Raw genomic sequence first — 21,560 nt, forward strand, 5'->3', positions numbered from 1 at the left:
GAAAACAGGATGCAACATCGGCTGACCATTAAAGACATCGCCCGCTTAAGCGGCGTCGGGAAATCAACCGTTTCTCGCGTGCTCAATAACGAAAGCGGAGTGAGCGAACGGACCCGTGAACGCGTCGAAGCGGTGATGAATCAGCACGGATTTTCGCCTTCGCGTTCTGCGCGCGCCATGCGTGGACAGAGCGACAAAGTGGTCGCCATCATCGTCACGCGTCTGGACTCGTTGTCGGAAAACCTCGCGGTACAAACCATGCTTCCCGCCTTTTATGAACAAGGCTATGACCCGATTATGATGGAAAGCCAGTTTTCCCCTGCACTGGTAGAAGAACATCTGGGTATGCTCAGGCGGCGGAACATTGATGGCGTCGTGCTCTTTGGTTTTACCGGTATTAGTGAAGAGACGCTGAATCCCTGGCAGCCTTCTCTGGTTCTGTTGGCCCGTGATGCCAAAGGTTTTGCCTCCGTGTGTTATGACGATGACGGTGCCATTAAAACCCTGATGCAGCGTCTGTACGATCAGGGTCACCGGCATATCAGTTTTCTGGGGGTGCCCCATAACGACATCACCACCGGCAAACGTCGCCATGACGCGTATCTGGCCTTCTGTAAAAAACATAAACTGCATCCCGTTGCGGCTCTGCCAGGTCTTGCCATGAAGCAAGGCTACGATCATGCCGTGGATGTCATCACCCCGGACACCACCGCGCTGGTCTGCGCGACGGATACGCTGGCGTTGGGCGCCAGTAAATATTTGCAGGAACACCGCATTGAGGCACTGCAACTGGCCAGCGTCGGCAATACGCCGCTGATGAAATTTCTCCACCCGGAGATCGTCACCGTCGATCCCGGCTATGCCGAAGCGGGACGACAAGCGGCATTGCAGTTGATCGAGCAGATCAACGGACGCAGCGATCCCCGCCAGATCGTGATCCCCTCCGTCCTCTCCTGAAGGCCATCCAGGTGCTTTTTTGCACGCTAATTTGTGATCTTCGCTGCGTTTCGGGAACGTTCCCATTTTAGAAAATGTAACGAGGATATACTCTTGCGGCAGGTTACTTCACAACACCACTTCATCTGCCACGGGGCTCTATGATGAGTAAAGTTAAACAAGCTGATATCGACCAGCTGATAGCGTTGGTTGGCGGGCGCGATAACATCGCCACGGTAAGCCACTGTATTACTCGCCTGCGCTTTGTCCTCAATCAGCCAGCAAATGCTAAACCGAAAGAAATTGAACAATTACCGATGGTTAAGGGCTGTTTTACCAATGCGGGTCAGTTCCAGGTCGTGATTGGCACCGACGTCGGCGACTACTACAAAGCCCTGCTGGCGACCACCGGGCAGGCGAGCGCCGACAAAGAGCAGGCGAAAAAAGCCGCCCGTCAGAACATGAAATGGCACGAACAGCTGATCTCCCATTTCGCCGAGATCTTCTTCCCTCTGCTGCCAGCATTAATCAGCGGTGGTCTGATCCTCGGTTTTCGTAACGTGATTGGCGATCTGCCGATGAGCAACGGTCAGACGCTGGCGCAGATGCATCCATCGCTGAAAACCCTTTACGACTTCTTGTGGCTTATTGGCGAAGCGATCTTCTTCTATCTGCCGGTAGGGATCTGTTGGTCCGCCGTGAAGAAAATGGGCGGCACGCCAATCCTCGGGATCGTGCTCGGCGTGACGCTGGTTTCTCCCCAACTGATGAATGCCTATCTGCTGGGACAACAGGTTCCGGAGGTGTGGGACTTTGGCATGTTCAGCATTGCAAAAGTGGGCTATCAGGCGCAGGTGATCCCGGCGTTACTGGCAGGTCTCGCGCTCGGATTGATTGAAACACGCCTGAAGCGCATTGTGCCGGACTACCTCTATCTGGTGGTCGTGCCTGTGTGTTCACTGATTCTGGCGGTGTTCCTCGCGCACGCCTTGATCGGTCCGTTTGGTCGCATGATTGGCGACGGCGTGGCGTTCGCCGTGCGTCACCTGATGACCGGCAGCTTCGCCCCCATTGGCGCGGCGCTGTTCGGCTTCCTTTATGCTCCGCTTGTGATAACGGGCGTCCATCAGACGACGCTGGCTATCGACATGCAGATGATTCAGAGCATGGGCGGTACACCCGTCTGGCCACTGATTGCGCTGTCGAATATCGCTCAGGCGTCTGCCGTTGTCGGCATCATTATTTCCAGCCGCAAACACAACGAACGTGAGATTTCCGTTCCTGCCGCGATCTCCGCCTATCTTGGGGTAACTGAACCGGCAATGTACGGCATCAACCTGAAATACCGGTTCCCGATGCTGTGCGCCATGATTGGCTCCGGTCTCGCCGGATTGCTGTGTGGCCTGAACGGCGTCATGGCGAATGGTATCGGCGTCGGCGGCCTGCCGGGAATTCTCTCCATACAACCGAGCTACTGGCAGGTGTTTGGTATGGCGATGGTGGTCGCGATCGTCATTCCAATGGTGCTGACGTCTGTTGTCTATCAGCGCAAGTACCGTCAGGGTACGTTGCAGATCGTCTAATTTTTTTGGGGCGCCGTTGCGCCCCATCGCATTTGTTCCAGGAAAAAATAATGAACACCCTTCCCCACTGGTGGCAAAACGGCGTTATTTACCAGATCTATCCCAGGAGTTTTCAGGACACAACCGGAAGCGGCACGGGCGATTTACGCGGTGTGACGCAGCGCCTCGACTATCTGCAAAAATTGGGGGTAGACGCCATCTGGCTGACGCCGTTCTACCTTTCTCCGCAGATTGATAATGGTTATGACGTAGCCGACTATATGGCGATTGATCCCGCCTATGGCACACTGGATGACTTCGATGAACTGGTTGCGCAGGCCAAAACTCGCGGCATCCGCATTATTCTGGATATGGTGTTTAACCATACGTCGACGCAACACGCCTGGTTTCGCGAAGCGCTCAATAAAGAGAGCCCGTATCGCCAGTTCTACATCTGGCGTGACGGAACGCCAGATGAGCGGCCCAACAACTGGCGCTCAAAGTTTGGCGGTTACGCCTGGGACTGGCACGCCGACAGTGAGCAATATTATCTGCACCTCTTTGCGCCAGAGCAAGCCGACCTGAACTGGGAGAACCCTGCGGTCCGCGCCGAATTGAAAAAAGTCTGCGAATTCTGGGCCGATCGCGGCGTCGATGGCCTGCGTCTGGACGTGGTGAACCTGATTTCAAAAAACCAGGATTTCCCAAACGATCCCGACGGCGATGGTCGCCGTTTTTATACCGACGGCCCGCGTGCGCACGAATTTTTACACGAGATGAATCGCGATGTGTTTACCCCCCGTGGGTTAATGACCGTTGGTGAAATGTCTTCCACTACGCTGGAAAACTGCCAACGCTATGCCGCGCTGGATGGCAGTGAATTGTCGATGACCTTTAACTTTCATCATTTGAAGGTCGATTATCCGAGCGGTGAAAAATGGACACTGGCGAAACCTGATTATGTGGCATTAAAAGCGCTGTTCCGCCACTGGCAGCAGGGGATGCACAACATCGCCTGGAATGCGTTGTTCTGGTGTAATCACGACCAGCCACGCATCGTCTCGCGATTTGGCGATGAAAACGAATATCGGGTTCCGGCCGCGAAAATGCTGGCTATGGTGCTGCATGGTATGCAGGGCACGCCCTACATTTACCAGGGCGAAGAGATCGGGATGACCAATCCCCATTTCACCCGCATCACCGACTACCGTGACGTAGAAAGCCACAACATGTTTGCCGGGCGACTCGCTCAAAACCACGATGCAGATGAACTGCTGGCCATTCTCGCCAGTAAATCGCGCGACAACAGCCGCACGCCAATGCAGTGGGATAGCAGTGAAAATGCCGGTTTCACCCACGGCACGCCGTGGATAAACCTGTGCGATAACGCAGGGGAGATTAACGTCGAGGCGGCGCTGGCGGATAAAAACTCCGTCTTCTATACCTACCAGCAACTGATCGCGCTGCGCAAAAAAGAGCCGATTATCAGTTGGGGAGATTACCAGGATCTGCTACCGAACAGCCCACATTTATGGTGCTATCGTCGTGAATGGCAGGGACAGCAACTGCTGGTGATCGCCAATCTGAGCCCTGAGTTTCAGGACTGGAAACCTGCGCAATTCTGCGGAAACTGGCAGGTTTTGCTGCATAACTACGCTGAGGTTGCCCACCATCCCGGCCCCATGACGCTCCGGCCTTTTGAAGCTGTCTGGTGGTTGTTGAAATAAAAAATGGGATGCAGATATGATGATGCTGGTCAGTTCAGAAATTAGCGAGGACCTGTCACTCTGGTGAAGGGTGACGTTCACCTTATGTCCGCTGCTTCTCTGAAGCCACACTCCCTGTGAACGTGCAAGGGAGGCTCCCCGCCGCCTCCCTTGCAACCCAGGCTCCCGGCAAGGAAAATCGTCGCTTCGCGATACATTCGCCTTATGCCGTCTGCCTTTCGGGTCGGGGTCGAGCCTGCGTCCCTGCAGGCCGCCCCCTCCGCCCGCGTCCCTGCGGGCGGACCCGGTCAGCCGTCAACGTCTCATCGATTTTCGAGCCGGACCGGGTGTCGCTTCAGCATTCTGACTTCCAGTGATTTCCGTTTGGCGGTTTAAACAACAAATTAGGTGGTCAGGTGTGGGGAGAGTCCGGCTGAAAATTGCCGACGTGTTTCCGTAAGGCCAGGGGAACCCGCCTGAACGCGTTATTTCGTTTGCCCGAGCATTTTGCGAATATGGTGCTGTAAGACTGCCAGCATGCTGGCACCAGACAGGCCAATCATCATCGCACCGTTCACTGCCTCGAGTACGCCAAACAACTTCCACTTCGCGCTCATCACGATATCGCCATAACCAAGCGTGGCAAAGTTTACGCCTGAATGGTAAACCGCCTCTTTGAGCGTTGAAAACTCCCCCAGCCACAGGAATAAAATCCCCCACAGCATAATTTGCAGCAGATTGCCCATCAGCACGATGGTAATGATGCCAAATAACGCCAGCACCCCGGCCATCATCCCTTCTCTGTGGTTAAACCGTTTGATGTAAAAACGAATACAGCCAATAGAAACCCACGACTGTAACAGCATATTCAACAGGATGACGGGCATCCCTGTGACTAAAACCAGCAACATATTAATCTCCTGGAGTGGCTTCAACCGCAGGCCGACCACTCGGGCGCCAGCGTTCAAGAATCACAACACATGCCCAACCATAGAGGGCAACCACAACATACAAAGAGCAACGCATCGCAGACGCCAGCCAGACATCTTTGCCCGCCGCACTATCCTGAATGGCGGGGCCAAACAAGATGAGGCAGGTGACCCAGGCATTGCTCCAAAAGGAAGGTGTGAACCGGTTTGCCACCAGCCGCACCATGCGTCGTGCCACCCAAAGGCTGACCAGCGCAAGCCACAGCACCAACATCAAAAGCGAGGGCCAAAGACTTAACCCGAACCACAACACCACGGCTAACAGCGCGCCCATCAGGGTCGACAGCACCAGCTCGCGTCCCACCTGTTTTGCCGCAAGCGTGTTGGTTTGTTGTGCAAGCATCACTGTTTTCATCACCGCCGGGATATAGAACGCGGGATTACTCAATGCCAGCAGCCAGACAGGCAGCACAATCAGCACCGCACGTAAGGCCAGGTAATAGGGCGACTGCGGTGCAACATGCGCTTTTCCCGCCGATTCTGGTGTCGCCTGTGGTGGAAATAAAGCGAGGGCAATCCGGTTAACCACTGTGCCAATGATGATGCCAAGGCCCATCATCTGTGCGATGCCGACGGCGAGCGATTGCTCAATCAGCCCGGCGATGGGAATGATGGCGACCATCATGGTAAGCAACATCGCCTGAGTGCCCTTCCCGGCAAGCCACATCAGCATCAGCTGGTAAAGCAACAGCGCGGTCAACAGCAGCGCGGGCAACGGATAGTGCGTTAACAACGGCACCATCAGCACGCCCCCCATCATGGTTGTCATTAGCACAAGGCCCACGACGATCCCTTTCTTGATGGGTAACGGTTTGCCCTGGCAAAGAACAATCCAGGCCATGATGCACCCCAGATGGGGCATCGGCAGTGCGAGGCTGTAACAGACCAGCGCGGCAATCGCGGTTCCGCAGCTGATCCTCAGTACCGCACGATCTCCGTTATGCATAGCGCAGCACCTTAGTAGATATACGAGAACACGCTCATCAACCGTATGTAGACGCTACCTAAAACGCTCATCAAGCCACTGCCATTCGCGTACACCAGCACATCTGCTTGCCCACCCGCCCGTAAACTGTCGACGGGGGGAAAATCATCTTTCGAGAACGCCACCTTAACGGGGAAACGCTGCGCCTGACGTAACCAATCACGGTTATTGTCGATCGTCGGTAATACTCCTGCTGGCTGGCTTTGCGTGGCACTGATGCCATAGCCAATACTGCGCACCTGCCCTTTATAAATGTGCCCAGGCTGGCTATCGAGCAGAATGGCCACTTCATCGCCAGGCTTCACATTGCCCAGGTTGTTCTCTGTCATGTCCGCACTGATCCAGACATCGTTGATAGCGACCAGAGTCATTACTGGTGCGCCCGCGCCAAGGAACTGGCCCACATCGGTGCGCAAATCCGTCACCAGCCCACGGTTGGTTGCCACAATCACGGTATTTTTCCGGTCAAGTTCCGCTTTACGAACCGCCGACCGCGCACTGAGCAGTTGTGAATTATTGTCCCCTTCAGCCCCCGCCATTTCGGTGGCGCGGCGTACATCCGCTGCCGCTGCCGCCATTTGGCTACGCGCGGTTTCACGCGTCGCTTGTGCCACTTCAAGACGACGGACCGAAATCGTGCCGGGATCTTCGCGGTACAAACGCTCCTGGCGTTCAGCGTCTTTCGCCGCATTCTGGTAAGCGGCTTTCGCGGCTTGCAAACCCGCTTCGGCAGCGGCAATGGCTTCATTGTTTGCCTTGACCGAACTTAATACCGTTTCATAGTCTGAACGCGCCCGTGACAGGGCGATATCGTAAGGCTCAGGATCAAGTTCAAATAACGGATCCCCAGGCGCTACTTGCTGATTGTCGCGCACATAGACTTTTTGAATTTGTCCGGCAACCTCAGAAGAGATAGGAATAACAAACGCCTGAATTCTGGCCTGCGAGGTATAGGGCGTGAGCCGGTCGGCCGCTAAATACCAGCACAGCAGAACCACTATCACGGCGAGGAGACTTATCACGCCGCGACGACTCGCTTGTCCCGCCGGGGATGAGGGTTCGGTCATTGCTTTTTACCTTCTTTGATATCAGTTGCCGCTGGCAGAGGCGCGTCCAGCAGAGGGAGCCAGTCACTCCTCTGGCGTAAATGCGCATCGGTTTGTGAGTCAACCAACGGACGTTGTCGCCCACTTTCCCAACCGCCCCCCAGCGCTTTGTACAGCGTTATCAGGTCGCGCATCAGGGCACCACGACTGTTCACCAGCCGCTCTTGTTGATTGAACAAGGCGCGTTGCGAATCCAGTACCCGTTGGAAATCGGCCATTCCTTCCCGGTATTGCGTATTCGCAATCTCCAGAGAACGGCTCGCCGCCTCACCCGTTTGGGTCAGCAACTCAATTTCGTCGTTGCCATTGGCGTAAGCGATAGCGGCATCATCGACTTCACGGGCAGCCTGAAACACGGTGTCCCGATAGCGTTCATGCAGTTGCAAGAAGCGGGAATCCTGTACCAAAACCTGGTTGCCAAGCCGCCCTTGATCGAGCAAATTCCAGCTAAATGTGGGGCCAGCCGCCCAGGACAGCGTGCTGCTCGTCCCACTACGCGCACTGATTCCCACACTGCCAATCAGTGAAATAGAAGGATAGAGCTCACTTTCTGCCACCCCGATAAGCGCCGACTGGGCAGCCAGTTGCCGTTCGGCAACCCGCACATCAGGCCGACGGCGCAACAGGTCTGCAGGCAACTCAGACACCAACGCCAGATTGCCCTGCGGAATCACTCCGGTATTGCCCGTCATTTCAGGCAATGGGCCAGGTTTACGCGCAAGCAACACACTGAGCGCGTTTTGACTTTGACGTAGGCTGGTTTCCAGTTGCGGGATACTGGAGAGTGTTGACAGATATTGGGTTTTCGCTTGCTGCACGTCGAGCTCAGCACTGTTACCGCTGAGGAACAGGCGCTCGGTAATTTGCAGGCTGCGTTGTTGAATTTCGGCGTTGCTGCGAGTAATTTGCAGCCGTGCTTCTAAGGTGCGGATATTCACATACAGTTGCGCCACTTGTGCCGCCATCAGCACCTGAATATCGTCATACTGCGCGAGGGTCGCAAAGTAACTCGCATCGGCTGACTCTACGCCACGCCGGAATTTACCCCAAAAATCGATCTCCCACCCCAGATTAAAATCGGCGCTATAGCTGGTGGTGTCATTGTAACGGCCATCACGACGTGTGCCGCCCGTTATCACATCACCGGTGCCGACAGTCGCCTGCGGCCCCAGCAGGCTTTCGGCTATTCCCAATTGCGCGCGTGACTCAAGCAAGCGCAAACCGGCAATCTTAACGTCCGGGTTTTTACGCAACGCTTCATTAATAAGGGCGGTTAACGTGGGGTCATTGAGTTGCGTCCACCACTGGTCATAATTTTGTGTGGTGGCTTTGCCGTCCATACTTTTGGTCGTCGCTTGCCACTGGTTCAGCTCCGGGACTTGCGGCGATTGATAGTCCGGCCCCAGGGTGGTACACGCACTCAAGACCAGGCAGGCGCCTCCTGTTAACAGGAAGCGCCCAAAACGACCGTCATTGAGCATCTTTTCCACTCACCGCTCCGCCATCCGGCCCCTGGTTAACCCAGGCCATGAAGATGCGATAGCCGATGGAAAGCAACGTCGCCCCAACGAACATACCGAGAATACCATTGGCTGCCATACCGCCCAGCGCCCCCAACAGCACCACTGGCATCGGAGCATCAACACCGCGCCCCAGCAACAATGGCTTGAGTACGTTATCCGCCATACCGGCAACCAGCAGCAGCACGGTGTAGACAATATTGATAACCGTACCGTGATCGCCTGACATCCACATGATGGCAATCGCGGGTGCTGTTACCAGGATAACGGGCACCTGAGCAATCCCCAAAATCAACGCCAGGACAAAGAAGACGCCAACCGCAGGAATGCCCGCAATCGCCATAACAATACCGGCCAACAGCGCCTGAATGAAGGCAACCCCGATAACACCCATTGCGACAGCACGAATGGTGCTGGTACACAGTTTGGTCAGCGCAAGGCCGCGTTGTGTATCGGTAATACGGATGGCGATATTGTTCGCACTGCGTGCACCTGGAGCCCCCCAGGCCATCATGATACCTGCCACGATGAAGGAGAAGACGAAACCAATTAACCCGCCGCCCATGCTCGCCAGAATGCCCAGAACCTGCTTAGCGATATCTCCCAACTGCGGGCGATAACTGCTGATAAGGCTGGGTAAATCAGTCGAAGCTTTGAGCCACAAGGCGTACACTTTTCCACCGACAACAGGAATAGACTCGATCTTCGCCGGAGGGGGTGAAATAACCAGACTATCGCTTCCCACTTTATCCACAAGGCTGCTTATGCTATCGCCCAGGGAGCTGAGCATGGCAACGGTCGGCGCAACAATCAGCAGCCCCCCCAGTAACACCATGACAGTCGACGCCCTGCCTTGTTTATCTCCCATTCGGATAGCAAAACGCTGATGCAAGGGATACAGCGTGACCGCTAAAATAAGCGCCCACAGCAACATATTCATGAACGGGGAAATGACCGTAAAGCAGAAAGATCCTAGCGCCAGAATTAGCCCTAGTTTGATGAACATATCCAGAAATCTGGCAACCAGTCTTTTTTCAATGACAGTGGATAGTTCGTTATTTTCCATGGTGACGTTATTCCAATTGATGGTAAACACGTAGCTACCCAGACCTTGCACAATAAAAGCAGGCCAACACACAGATAGCGGGTATTACATTAAATAAATGAAGGATATTTAAATAATAAGAATATATTGATTTGACGTTTAATTCGCCTAACTATTTTTATGATAGAACAAACCACCATGCTTGCAAATAATGCAATGTTGAGCATTAACAAATAGTTTAATGAACAAAACAAATGGAAAAACCATTTAATATAATGGTGTTTCGCCATTTCAATAGCACATATAACAAGTAAAACACCAAAAACCCAGAATTAAATTCTGCGCTCCGTAATTTTTCTTTTGATTAACATTTATGTAAGTAGTTGTAATACTTTCGAATTCATTAAAAATATCGCGCAATTTTATCGCAATAGCACTGACAGCCTAACACTCAAAAAAATTTATATGTCAGGAAAAACTTAATTACTTTGGGCTATGTCCCTAAGCGCCAGGACCGTTGTCACCCTTTTTGAAATGAATCTGAGGGCAATAAAGTGACAGAGGAAACATATTTCACTGGAACGTAAATCCGCCGCACTGGCAAAATGACGGCCTTCTTACAACATGAGTATCGCGGCAGCGACAAGTAAGGAAGGAATATCCAGCGCAATCTTCTTTGACAGGAATAATCCGGCAGAAAAAGTGTGGAAACCAATGCGTTCTCTAAGATTTACCTTACTGTTTTTGTTGAATAATTAATCAGAATTTTTCGGAAATAATTTACAAAGGCTGTAGTGCCCGTCCTCTGTACGCTCTGATTTTTACTTTGTCCTACGTCAATAAAATCGTAAACATCCTTGATGCAAATCACTACATATAGAACTTAAAATGCACGCCGACCCAATATGTTGTATTTATCGTCTACAATTGCATCAACCACAACTGACCGTATAGCGCAGCTGTTGTGGATAAAATGGGTCAGGATTGCGGGAAGTCTTTGGATAGAGAGATGAATAAACCAAGGAATGCTTCCCCAGCCTCTGTGGATAACCTGTTCTTATAAATATGGAGTGATCATGACACCGCATGTGATGAAACGTGATGGCTGTAAAGTGTCGTTTAAATCAGAGCGCATCAAAGAAGCCATTCTGCGTGCAGCTAAAGCAGCGGGAGTCGATGACGCAGATTACTGCGCCACCGTCGCAGAAATTGTCAGCAGCCAAATGAATGAGCGCAGTCAGGTCGATATCAACGAAATCCAGACCGCAGTTGAAAACCAACTGATGTCGGGTCCGTACAAACAACTCGCCCGCGCCTATATCGAATATCGCCACGATCGCGATATTCAGCGCGAGAAGCGTGGTCGCCTGAACCAGGAAATCCGCGGTCTGGTCGAGCAAACCAACTCCGCGTTGCTCAACGAAAATGCCAACAAAGACAGTAAAGTGATCCCGACCCAGCGCGATCTGCTGGCCGGTATCGTGGCTAAGCACTATGCGCGTCAGCATCTGCTGCCGCGCGATGTGGTGCAGGCGCATGAGCGTGGTGATATTCACTATCACGATCTCGACTACTCCCCTTTCTTCCCGATGTTCAACTGTATGCTGATCGATCTGAAAGGCATGCTGACGCAGGGCTTTAAGATGGGTAACGCGGAGATCGAACCGCCAAAATCCATCTCCACCGCCACGGCGGTCACCGCGCAGATCATCGCCCAGGTTGCCAGCCATATTTATGGCGGCACCACCATTAACCGTATTGATGAAGTGCTGGCCCCGTTTGTCACCGCCAGCTTCACTAAGCACCGCAAAACCGCTGAAGAGTGGCAAATCCCGGATGCTGACGGCTACGCGCATTCCCGTACCGAGAAAGAGTGCTATGACGCATTCCAGTCTCTGGAATACGAAGTTAACACGCTGCACACCGCCAATGGACAGACGCCGTTCGTGACCTTTGGCTTTGGCCTTGGCACCAGCAGGGAATCTCGTCTGATTCAGCAGTCCATTCTGCGCAACCGTATTGCGGGCCTGGGTAAAAATCGTAAAACCGCGGTATTCCCGAAACTGGTGTTCGCCATTCGTGATGGCCTGAACCACAAGTTTGGCGATCCGAACTACGACATCAAACAGCTGGCGCTGGAGTGCGCAAGCAAACGTATGTACCCGGATATCCTGAACTACGATCAGGTGGTGAAAGTCACCGGTTCGTTCAAAACCCCGATGGGTTGCCGCAGTTTCCTTGGCGTGTGGGAAAACGAGAACGGCGAGCAGGTTCACGACGGGCGTAACAACCTCGGCGTTATCAGCCTCAACCTGCCGCGCATTGCGCTGGAAGCCCACGGTGACGAAGCCACCTTCTGGAAACTGCTGGATGATCGCCTGGTGCTGGCGCGGAAAGCGCTGATGACCCGCATCGCACGCCTGGAAGGCGTGAAAGCGCGCGTTGCGCCCATCCTGTATATGGAAGGTGCCTGCGGCGTGCGTCTGAAAGCGGACGATGACGTTTCTGAAATCTTTAAAAATGGCCGTGCGTCCATCTCACTGGGCTATATCGGTATCCATGAAACCATCAATGCCCTGTTTGGCAACGAGCATCTGTACGACAGCGAAGCGCTTCGTGCCAAAGGCATCGCCATCGTGGAACGCCTGCGTCAGGCTGTCGATCAGTGGAAGAACGAAACGGGTTACGGCTTTAGCCTGTACAGCACGCCGAGTGAAAACCTGTGTGACCGCTTCTGCCGTCTGGATACCGCCGAGTTCGGCGTGATTGCTGGCGTGACGGACAAAGGTTACTACACCAACAGCTTCCACCTCGACGTCGAGAAAAAGGTCAACCCGTACGACAAGATCGATTTTGAAGCGCCGTACCCGCCGCTGGCGAACGGTGGTTTCATTTGCTATGGCGAGTACCCGAACATTCAGCACAACCTGAAAGCCCTGGAAGACGTCTGGGATTACAGCTATCAGCACGTGCCGTATTACGGAACCAACACGCCGATCGACGAATGCTACGAGTGCGGCTATACCGGTGAGTTTGAGTGCACCAGCAAAGGCTTTACCTGCCCGAAATGCGGTAACCACGATGCTGCACGCGTCTCGGTGACTCGTCGCGTATGCGGATATTTAGGCAGTCCGGATGCACGTCCGTTTAACGCCGGTAAGCAGGAAGAAGTGAAACGCCGCGTTAAACATTTGGGTAACGGGCAGATCGGTTAATTTTTTCCGACGATGCCTGCCCCTGGCCGGATAAGACACTTTGCGTCACCATCAGGCATCACATTGTTGCCGGATGGCGGTGAAAACACCTTATCCGGCCTACAGCCTGTAGCCCCTGGCGACAATCCCAACCTATGAGTTTCCTCTAAGCAGTTGGTGTTGTAGCAAGGTGGCAAGCGAGTAAGTCTCGGGGAGCTTACATCAGTAAGTGACCCGGGCGCACGAGAGCAGCCAACGCCGCTACAGCGCCAAATGAGACGAGGAAACAATGAATTATCACCAATACTACCCTGTCGACATCGTCAACGGCCCCGGCACCCGCTGCACCCTGTTTGTTTCGGGCTGCGTCCATGAATGCCCCGGCTGCTACAATAAAAGCACCTGGCGCGTGAACTCGGGTCAGCCATTTACCCAAGAAATGGAAGACAAGATCATTGCCGATCTGAACGACACGCGCATCAAACGCCAGGGCATTTCCCTCTCCGGCGGCGATCCGTTGCATCCGCAAAACGTCCCTGAGATCCTGAAACTGGTGAAACGTATCCACGCCCAGTGTCCGGGTAAAGATATCTGGGTATGGACCGGCTATAAGATTGATGAGCTGGACGCCGCACAAAGGGAGGTTGTAGACCTTATCAATGTGCTGGTAGACGGTAAGTTTGTGCAGGACTTAAAAGACCCGGCGCTGATCTGGCGGGGCAGCAGTAATCAGGTTGTGCATCATTTGCGTTAACCTGGCTCGTCAAAGCCGTTTGTCAGCCTCATGATAAACGGCCGATTTTTCTCTCTTACCGATTGCGATCACGAGTACCACGACCTGTTCTTCCTTCACCTGATAAACTAACCGGTAACCTGAAGACCTGAGCTTAATTCTGTAGCAATCAGGCAGATCATGTCGTCGCGCGGCTTCAATATGTGGGCTTGAAAGCACTTCGACAAGCTTCTTCTTAAACTGTGTTTTTACGGTGTTACCCAGTTTGCTCCATCCTTCAGTGCTCGTGGATCAAACGCCAGTTCATAGCTCATCCAAACTGACCTTAATGCCTTTCTGTGGGTTAGCCAGCCTTTCCCGAACCGTCTGGAGCAGTGCTTCTTCACTGTCGCTAATCGTGACGGTTTTTAACGGCATTCGTCCATTCTCAGCAACATACTGAAATAACAGTCTCACGGCTTCTGTAGGGGTAATATTGAGTTTTTCCAACACGGCATATGCCTCGTTTTTGAGTTTGTCATCCAGACGAACGTTTAATGTGGCCATTATGCCTCCAATAAAAAGAAGAGATGTAATGCATTATAGCATTACATCTGCATTACATTCATTTCTGGAAAACGTCTCTCAAAACCGACTCACACACTCCATCGCCACCGTTTTAAACTCATCAAAGTCCTGACAGGTACAGAGCCTTGCCATGGCGCGAACATGAGACGTCAGCATTTGTTCCTGTACGGCGTTGGGAATGATGTGGCGCTCGCTGAGCAAGGCATACACCTGCGCCAGCATGCGATCGGCCAGTTCGCTAATCTGCGCCACCTGTTCCCCCATGTCGGTCATTACTGCTCCGTTATTCACTCGTCATACCCCATTAATGTCTCTGGGATAAAACTAACGGGGGAGGTTAATCGTTTGTAGCGAGTTATTTTCCACTTCGAAGTGGAAAGACGAGTGGCAGGGGTGATCTGTTCCACAGAAAAGGCGGTTTTGCTGATTTATCGCTGGATTAGTGTGATTTTAATCACGGATATTGCGGCATTTCGGCGCGTCTCCAACGAGAGACGAAAATCGGGAACTGTGACCAAAGAGCGATTTTCAGCAGCCGTATAGAGAAGAATGATGACGAATCCCAGAGAGGCGCGATGCAGAGATCACGCACTTCTCAGGTACGCACATCGTCATAACAGGAAGAGACAGTGGGGGTTCCCCCACAAATCACACGATGATTTTTCACCTGATGTCCCAGTGAGACATCAGGTGATGTGGGAGGATTAACGAAACTTCTTATGGTTCTCGTTGCGCGTGGTTTTCAACGCTTCGGCCGCCGCTTTCGCCTCGCTAACTTTGCCTTCATTCGCCAGCTTAAGCGCACCGTCGATCTGACCTATCAGCGTCTCTAAGCCGTGACGGAAATCTTTCATTTCCGGGCTGTCAGGGGATTTGTTTTCCAGTTTCGGTGGAGTGGCTTTTTGGGCATCCAGCGCGGCGGCACGCATTTTGGTTAACGCATCTTTCAATTCCGTTGCGTTATCCGTTTTCTCGACCACTTTCAAATTATCGTTGAGGATCCCCATGTCATCTTCAAGATCGGCCGCAAACACATTGGCCGAACTCAGCACGAGAGATGACACAGCCAGCATCGCTAACAGGTTTTTACGCATTGCTCACTTCCTTTTTATTATTGAAGTTTATGGCGCGGCAGGTCGCGCCATTTGAGACTACTGCCCGGCGATTTTCATCTCCGGTAACAGCACTGAACCACACTGTATATTGCTACGCATTTCAATATCATTACCCACGGTCACAATATTGCGCCACATCTCTTTTAAGTTACCGGCAATGGTTATCTCGCTCACCGGATACTGAATTTCACCGTTTTCGACCCAGAAGCCCGCCGCGCCACGGGAATAGTCACCGGTAATACCGCTCACGCCTTGCCCCATCAGCTCAGTCACTACCAGACCTGTTCCCATCTGTTTCAGCATCTGCTCAAAACTCAGGCCCTGTCCGGCAATACGCCAGTTGTGAATACCGCCCGCGTGCCCGGTGCTTTTCAGCCCTAATTTGCGCGCCGAATAGTTGGTGAGCAGCCACTGGGTCAGTACGCCATCTTTAACGATATCGCGACGCTCCGTACGCACGCCTTCACTGTCGAACGGTGAAGAGGCCAGCCCTTTCAGCAGGTGCGGATGCTCTTCGATGGTCAACCACTCAGGCAGGATCTGTTTGCCCAGCGAGTCGAGCAGGAAAGTGGACTTGCGATACACCGAGCCGCCTGCAATAGCGCCAACCAGATGGCCAAACAGGCCGGTCGCCACTTCATTGGCGAAGATGACTGGCGCTTTCATGGTGGACAGTTTGCGCGGTGCCAGGCGAGATAAAGTACGACGTGCGCACTCAGCCCCTACCCATTCCGGCGTGTGTAAATCGCCCAGGGCACGGCCGATGGTATACGCGTAATCACGCTCCATTTCGCCATTCTCTTCTGCGATAACACAGCTTGAAAGCGAATGGCGGGTGGAGCAATAACCCTGCAACATGCCGTGGCTGTTGCCAAACACTTTAATGCCGTAGTGGCTGTTAAAGCTGCCGCCTTCGGTATTGGTGATGCGTTTGTCCGCCTGCAGGGAAGCCTGTTCGGCGCGCGCCGCCAGTTCAATGGCTTCATCCGGGGAGACGTCAGCGGGATGGAACAGATCGAGGTCCGGCGCGTCAAAGGCCAGCAGCTCTTTGTCTGCCACGCCAGCACACGGATCCGGTGACGTATAGCGGGCAATATCCAGCGCCGCCTGAACGGTACGCGCAATTGCCTGCGGGCTTAAATCGGTGGATGACGCGCTGCCTTTACGGTTCTGGTGATACACGGTGATGCCCAGAGCGCCATCACTATTGAATTCTACGTTCTCCACTTCACCATAACGGGTGCTCACGCTGATACCGGTCGTCTTACTGACGGCGACTTCCGCACCGTCCGATTTGCCTGACGCTAACTCCAGCGCTGTTGATACCGCTTCTTCCAGAATCTTACGCTGCGCTTCAACTTGTGAGATTACTTTCATCGCAAATGCCATAATGTAGAGAGAGTTTCTCTGAAGTCTAACAGAGAACCGTTTTTCAGTGCGCATCTTAACTGGTAACATTAGCCTCTTTTTTTAAGGAGCCTGACATGACTAAGCAGCCCGAAGACTGGCTCGACGACGTTCCCGGTGATGACATCGAAGACGAAGACGATGAAATTATCTGGGTCAGTAAAAGTGAAATTAAACGTGACGCCGAGGAGTTAAAACGCCTGGGTGTGGAACTGGTGGAATTAGGGAAAAACGCGCTGGATAAAATCCCGCTCGATGCGGACCTGCGCGCAGCCATTGAACTGGCCCAGCGTATTAAAATGGAAGGCCGCCGCCGTCAGTTGCAGTTGATTGGTAAAATGTTGCGTCAACGCGATGTCGATCCGATCCGCCAGGCACTGGATAAGCTGAAGAATCGCCACAACCAACAGGTCGTGCTGTTTCACAAGCTTGAGCAATTGCGCGATCGTCTGATTGTTGAAGGGGATGAGGCGGTCGAGGAAGTGCTGAACCTGTGGCCAAACGCCGATCGTCAGCAACTTCGTTCTCTGATTCGCAATGCCAAAAAAGAGAAAGAAGGTAACAAGCCGCCGAAGTCGGCACGCCAAATCTTCCAGTATCTGCGTGAGCTGGCGGAAAGCGAAGCGTAATTCCGTTCCGGATGCCTCAGCAACGCTGGGGCATTATTTTTTATAGCGCCATAACGCGATGGCATAAATCCGCATTGAAGCGCGCATAGTGCGATGCCGTTATCGGCTCCGGATAACTCAGCACAATGAGCTCATGTCCGGCCATTCCCTGATGATACGCCGGATGCGTATGCGGCCACGGATTGGCAAAAAAACCCATCGATTCGTAAAACCGCAGCCGTTTTTCGGCAATTTCCGTCGTCAGTGGATCAATCTCCAGAATCGTCATCGGCGAACGCGCAAGGATCTGCCCGAGCAGGATTTTGCCATACCCCTGCGAACGTAATGCCCCATCAATCGCCAGATGTTCAACGTAAACGTAGTCGTCAAAGGTCCAGCATCCGCTCAGGCCAATAAACTGCGCCTCTTCAAACCACCCTTCAAGGGCGTAATGCGGGTTGGCAATGGCCTGTTGTTTGGCATGCATCTCCCGTTGTTCGTGCCAGGGGAAAGCCGTCGAGTACAGCGCGTCCAGACGCTGAAAGAGCGTGGATTCTGTCGAGGTTATTTTTTTACAGGTCAGCATATCAGGTGATAAGAAAGTGAATGACAACCCGCGCACCATCGTGCGCGGGAGAGATGATTAATCAATCAGATGAGCGATTTCATCATAATCGACTGACGGCGGCGACTGACGTAAACCGCGCGTCATATACAGCAGCCAGGCAAACCCGCCCGCCAGCCACACAAGGCCCACTTTTAACGCATCCGGCGCCAGGTTCGTCCACAGCCACACCGACATCCCTACGCCCAGTAACGGCAAAAGCCCATAGTGAAACAGCGCGGCAGCGCCACGGCGTTGTTCATTGATCAGGAAGTGCTTGATGACGCTGAGGTTCACAAAGGTAAATGCAACAAGCGCCCCGAAACTGATCATCGAGACGACAAGATCCAGGCTCAACTCCAGCGCCGTCAGGGAAACCAGCGCCACGAAAATAATCGCCCGATACGGGGTATGGAAACGAGAATGCAGATGGAAAAAGATTTTTCTCGGCAATACGCCTTCACGTCCCATGGCATAGAAGATACGCGATACGCCGGTCTGCGCCGTCATGGCAGAGGCATAAACACCGGTCAGGTAAGCCGCCATAAAGAAGTTGTACATCCATTTACCGCCGACTTTTTCCGACACTACCAGGCTTGCGGTATCCTGAACCGGGATCAGCGATTGCCAGTCCGGGTAGATCAAATGCGCGGCATACGACACGGCGATAAAGATAACGCCAGCCAGCAGGACGGTAATGATAATAGCGCGAGGTAATGTCCGTTTCGCATCGTCAGCCTCTTCCGCCATTGTCGCGATAGCGTCAAACCCCAAAAACGCCAGGCAAAGCACCGCCGCACCGGCCAGTAATCCGCCCAAATGCCCACTGTCCACTAACAGAGGACGCAGCAGCGCATCCGGACTCAAATCAGCCTGGCTAAAAGAAAGCGCGATAAACAGCACGATAAAAATTAATTGTGCCGCAATTAATGTGAAATTAACGGATGTCATCAGTCGTACGCCAAGAATATTCAGCAGACTGACCGATATAATAGATGCCAGAACAAAGACAGGCGCCGGGATCGCCGGGAATGCCTCATGCAGGAAGATGCCTAAAACAAGATAATTCAGAATTGGCAGGAATAAATAATCCAGGATCTGCGCCCATCCCACCAAAAATCCCATTCTGCCGCCAAAACTGCGCTGAACATAAGAATAAGCAGAACCGGCCAGCGGTAACGCGCTGGTCATACGGCAGTAACTCAACGCGGTAAACAGAATCGTCGCAATCGTCACCAGATAGGCGATAGGCAGATGCCCTTCACTGAGGACAGTCACCTGTCCGTAGGTGGTAAATACTCCCAGCGGAACCATATACGCCAAACCAAATGCGACCAGGGCCGGTGTTTTAAGCACTCTTCGTAGCTGATGTTTTTGTGGCATTCCCGTATCATCTCCTGGCGCTGTTAAAAGGCACCGTTGAAAGGTTTATTTATAATAAAAAAAAGACCGCGAATTTTTACATATGACCGGGATTTTGAAAAGCATAATAAGCGTTCTATTTATCTAAAATTATTTACTTTAATTTTTTTAATTTATTTCACATGTAAATCTATCGAACGCCGAAAACAAAATGAATTCGACGGTATTTATTCTGCTTATATACAACTTTACAAATAGATAAGCCTGTTTCCATAACAAAAACAGGCTGTTTATTTCACACTATCAGGCGTCCTGCCAAACCACTTTACCGCCGACAACCGTGCGCAGCACCCGCGTTTTGAATAAGGTTTCGGGAGAATGACTGAAGATATCGTCTTTCAGGACAATCAGATCGGCCAGCTTACCCGGTTCGAGAGAACCAATTTCACGATCGCGGGCAATCATGTAGGCAGCATCGATCGTGGCGGATCGCAGCACTTCTGTCAGTGTTAAATTGCGGTCATTATCAAGACGTGGCCCCGCAGGATTGCCTTCGGCATCCCACGCCCGGCGCGTCATGGCAATTTGCAAGTTATACCACTCATCAAGACGATCGATTGGCCAGTCACTGCCATACGCCAGACGCGCGCCAGCATCCAGGAATCGCCCCTGTGGCTCAAGATGCGGGAAACGCGCTTCGCCCAGCATGGCGCGTTCTTCCTCAATCAACACCGCCGGTAATCCCGCCCACTGATAGGAGAGTACCGCCGTAACATCCAGCTCGGCAAAACGGGCATACTGGTGCGCCGCCGCAAGTTCATTGTGCGCAAGACCCGGACGGACGTCTTTCTGCGGCCAGGCCTGACGCATCTCCTGCAACGCATCCAGCGCCATTTCTATCGCCCCTTCCGCCACCGTATGCATATGCGGGTGAACGCCAGTGCGTCCGCACTCGTTGATCAGCGCATTAAATACCTCGGGGGTGAAGTAGAGATCGCCATAGTCTTCTGTCGGCTGCCAGTCAGGTTGCGCATGCGTCCCGCGGTTTTTACGGTAGGGCTGAAGCAGCGATGCGGTCATGGTGGGAGGCTGGAGCACGCCATCAACAAAGAATTTCACATGGCTGACACCAAAACCAGGCGCTGGCTGCCACACGGGATCATTCCAGCGTTGGTTAAAAGCGACAAGTTCATCCAGCGCGCGGGCGGCATCCTGTGGGCCCGCAACGCTGTCCGGCGTAATTTCACGCGCGCCGCACATCCGCAGGGTTAACTCGTCGCTATCACGCAGAGCGGCGAACGCTTTTAACTGCTCTTCGTAAACGCGGGTATCCATGACCGTAGTCACGCCCTGCTGATTCAGGACCCGCTGAACATGACGGGCAATCAGCACACACTGTTCCGGCGTACCGGTTGGAATGCTGTCGAAAGCACGCATGGCTGGCGCATCTTCCAGAATACCGTTTAAGCGCCCCTCTTCATCCCGGCCGATTTTGCCATCTGCCGGAACCGGGGTCTCTTCGGTGATGCCGAGCATCTCCAGCGCACGACTGTTGGCCGCCAGCGTATGGCAGTCATTGGAAAAAAGCACCACCGGGCGGCGCGTGTTCAGCGTATCCAGCGATTGACGGCACATGTCGGCGCCAGCCGGGATCATCGCCTGACGCTGCCACGCACGCACGGATAACCAGTCGTCTTCTTCTTTCAGCGGATCTTCATCAAGGTGCTGCTGGAGAATCGCCAGCGTCCCTTCCACGGTCAGCGCCGCGTAATTCAGATTACAGCCGCGAAGCTGCTTGCCTCCCCAGAATGGATGCATATGACTATCGATAAGTCCCGGCAGAACAACCTTTTTTTCAAGGTCGATCACTTCTGTTTGCGCCCCCGCCAGCGCCAGCAGTTCATGACTGCTGCCAACCGCGGTGATATAGCCTTGTTTGATGGCGATAGCTTCACAGAATTGATCGGACTTATCTGCCGTATAAATTTTACCGTTATGGTAAATCACATCGGGATTCAGGGAGTCAGGCATCATGAAGGGTGTTCCGGGATCCGTTATTCATCGTAAAACGAGTAAAAAAAAGCCTTCGCAACGAGGGCGAAGGAATAAAAAAGGCCAGCA

The 21,560-nt window shown here is 53.1% G+C and carries 17 protein-coding genes and 2 pseudogenes; 6 read left to right on the top strand and 13 right to left on the bottom strand.

Features of this window, described 5'->3' with window-relative positions; all coding sequences use genetic code 11:
• Positions 1–9: 9 nt before the first annotated feature.
• From treR to treC, 3 genes are all read left to right on the top strand, one after another.
• A complete protein-coding gene (treR, locus tag CJP72_RS19440; RefSeq protein WP_162382970.1) occupies positions 10–957 on the top strand; it encodes a trehalose operon repressor TreR in 948 nt (315 codons plus the stop codon).
• A gap of 143 nt (positions 958–1,100) precedes the next feature.
• Positions 1,101–2,519 (top strand): PTS trehalose transporter subunit IIBC, encoded by a 1,419-nt coding sequence (gene treB / locus CJP72_RS19445; RefSeq protein WP_162383011.1) that lies wholly within the window; start codon positions 1,101–1,103, stop codon positions 2,517–2,519.
• Positions 2,520–2,569: 50 nt separating this feature from the next.
• Positions 2,570–4,225 (top strand): alpha,alpha-phosphotrehalase, encoded by a 1,656-nt coding sequence (gene treC, locus CJP72_RS19450; protein WP_162382971.1) that lies wholly within the window; start codon positions 2,570–2,572, stop codon positions 4,223–4,225.
• A 464-nt stretch (positions 4,226–4,689) separates the two neighbouring features.
• Here the strand turns inward: treC and CJP72_RS19455 are convergent, their stop codons facing one another.
• Genes CJP72_RS19455 through CJP72_RS19475 form a run of 5 tightly spaced genes read right to left on the bottom strand, consistent with a single transcriptional unit; the run spans position 4,690 to position 9,870 of the window.
• Entirely contained in the window at positions 4,690–5,115 is a 426-nt protein-coding gene (locus tag CJP72_RS19455; protein ID WP_162382972.1) for an ion channel, read from the bottom strand.
• A 1-nt stretch (position 5,116) separates the two neighbouring features.
• A complete protein-coding gene (locus CJP72_RS19460; protein ID WP_162382973.1) occupies positions 5,117–6,139 on the bottom strand; it encodes a DUF2955 domain-containing protein in 1,023 nt (340 codons plus the stop codon).
• An 11-nt stretch (positions 6,140–6,150) separates the two neighbouring features.
• On the bottom strand, positions 6,151–7,245 hold the full coding sequence (locus CJP72_RS19465) for an HlyD family secretion protein (RefSeq protein WP_162382974.1): 1,095 nt from the start codon (positions 7,243–7,245) through the stop codon (positions 6,151–6,153).
• A complete protein-coding gene (locus CJP72_RS19470) occupies positions 7,242–8,765 on the bottom strand; it encodes an efflux transporter outer membrane subunit (protein ID WP_162383012.1) in 1,524 nt (507 codons plus the stop codon). The genes CJP72_RS19465 and CJP72_RS19470 overlap by 4 nt, the downstream gene beginning before the upstream one ends.
• Positions 8,755–9,870 (bottom strand): AI-2E family transporter, encoded by a 1,116-nt coding sequence (locus CJP72_RS19475; protein ID WP_162383013.1) that lies wholly within the window; start codon positions 9,868–9,870, stop codon positions 8,755–8,757. Before CJP72_RS19475 ends, CJP72_RS19470 begins: the two co-directional genes overlap by 11 nt.
• A gap of 1,055 nt (positions 9,871–10,925) precedes the next feature.
• Between CJP72_RS19475 and nrdD the strand changes: the two genes are divergently transcribed.
• On the top strand, positions 10,926–13,064 hold the full coding sequence (gene nrdD, locus CJP72_RS19480; protein ID WP_162382975.1) for an anaerobic ribonucleoside-triphosphate reductase: 2,139 nt from the start codon (positions 10,926–10,928) through the stop codon (positions 13,062–13,064).
• A gap of 268 nt (positions 13,065–13,332) precedes the next feature.
• On the top strand, positions 13,333–13,797 hold the full coding sequence (nrdG, locus tag CJP72_RS19485) for an anaerobic ribonucleoside-triphosphate reductase-activating protein (protein WP_162382976.1): 465 nt from the start codon (positions 13,333–13,335) through the stop codon (positions 13,795–13,797).
• A 9-nt stretch (positions 13,798–13,806) separates the two neighbouring features.
• Here the strand turns inward: nrdG and CJP72_RS19490 are convergent.
• The 5 genes and pseudogenes from CJP72_RS19490 to pmbA form a co-directional block, all read right to left on the bottom strand.
• A pseudogene (locus tag CJP72_RS19490) lies at positions 13,807–14,090 on the bottom strand (type II toxin-antitoxin system RelE family toxin).
• On the bottom strand, positions 14,080–14,322 hold the full coding sequence (locus tag CJP72_RS19495; protein ID WP_162382977.1) for a type II toxin-antitoxin system RelB/DinJ family antitoxin: 243 nt from the start codon (positions 14,320–14,322) through the stop codon (positions 14,080–14,082). Before CJP72_RS19495 ends, CJP72_RS19490 begins: the two are co-directional and overlap by 11 nt.
• A gap of 147 nt (positions 14,323–14,469) precedes the next feature.
• Positions 14,470–14,634, bottom strand: a pseudogene (locus CJP72_RS19500) (glycine dehydrogenase); the annotation flags it as partial.
• A gap of 413 nt (positions 14,635–15,047) precedes the next feature.
• Positions 15,048–15,437: a cytochrome b562 gene (gene cybC, locus CJP72_RS19505; protein ID WP_162382978.1), complete on the bottom strand. Its 390-nt coding sequence runs from the start codon at positions 15,435–15,437 to the stop codon at positions 15,048–15,050.
• A 57-nt stretch (positions 15,438–15,494) separates the two neighbouring features.
• Positions 15,495–16,847, bottom strand: coding sequence for a metalloprotease PmbA (gene pmbA / locus CJP72_RS19510; RefSeq protein ID WP_162382979.1), 1,353 nt, complete (start codon positions 16,845–16,847; stop codon positions 15,495–15,497).
• A 95-nt stretch (positions 16,848–16,942) separates the two neighbouring features.
• Between pmbA and yjgA the strand changes: the two genes are divergently transcribed.
• Positions 16,943–17,494, top strand: a complete 552-nt coding sequence (gene yjgA / locus CJP72_RS19515; RefSeq protein ID WP_162382980.1) for a ribosome biogenesis factor YjgA — start codon at positions 16,943–16,945, stop codon at positions 17,492–17,494.
• Positions 17,495–17,534: 40 nt separating this feature from the next.
• Here yjgA and CJP72_RS19520 read toward each other — a convergent pair whose 3' ends face one another.
• The 3 genes from CJP72_RS19520 to CJP72_RS19530 all read right to left on the bottom strand — a co-directional run bounded on the left by CJP72_RS19520 (position 17,535) and on the right by CJP72_RS19530 (position 21,473).
• The gene (locus CJP72_RS19520; protein ID WP_162383014.1) at positions 17,535–18,059 is read right to left on the bottom strand and encodes a GNAT family N-acetyltransferase; all 525 of its coding nucleotides are present in this window, start codon (positions 18,057–18,059) and stop codon (positions 17,535–17,537) included.
• Between the two features lie 57 nt (positions 18,060–18,116).
• Complete coding sequence (locus CJP72_RS19525) at positions 18,117–19,460, bottom strand: APC family permease (RefSeq protein WP_162382981.1); 1,344 nt, start codon at positions 19,458–19,460, stop codon at positions 18,117–18,119.
• 282 nt (positions 19,461–19,742) lie between these two features.
• A complete protein-coding gene (locus tag CJP72_RS19530; protein WP_162382982.1) occupies positions 19,743–21,473 on the bottom strand; it encodes an amidohydrolase in 1,731 nt (576 codons plus the stop codon).
• Positions 21,474–21,560: the final 87 nt, after the last annotated feature.

Source organism: Citrobacter sp. NCU1 (assembly GCF_010231475.1).
In the GTDB taxonomy this organism is placed as follows: domain Bacteria; phylum Pseudomonadota; class Gammaproteobacteria; order Enterobacterales; family Enterobacteriaceae; genus Citrobacter_D.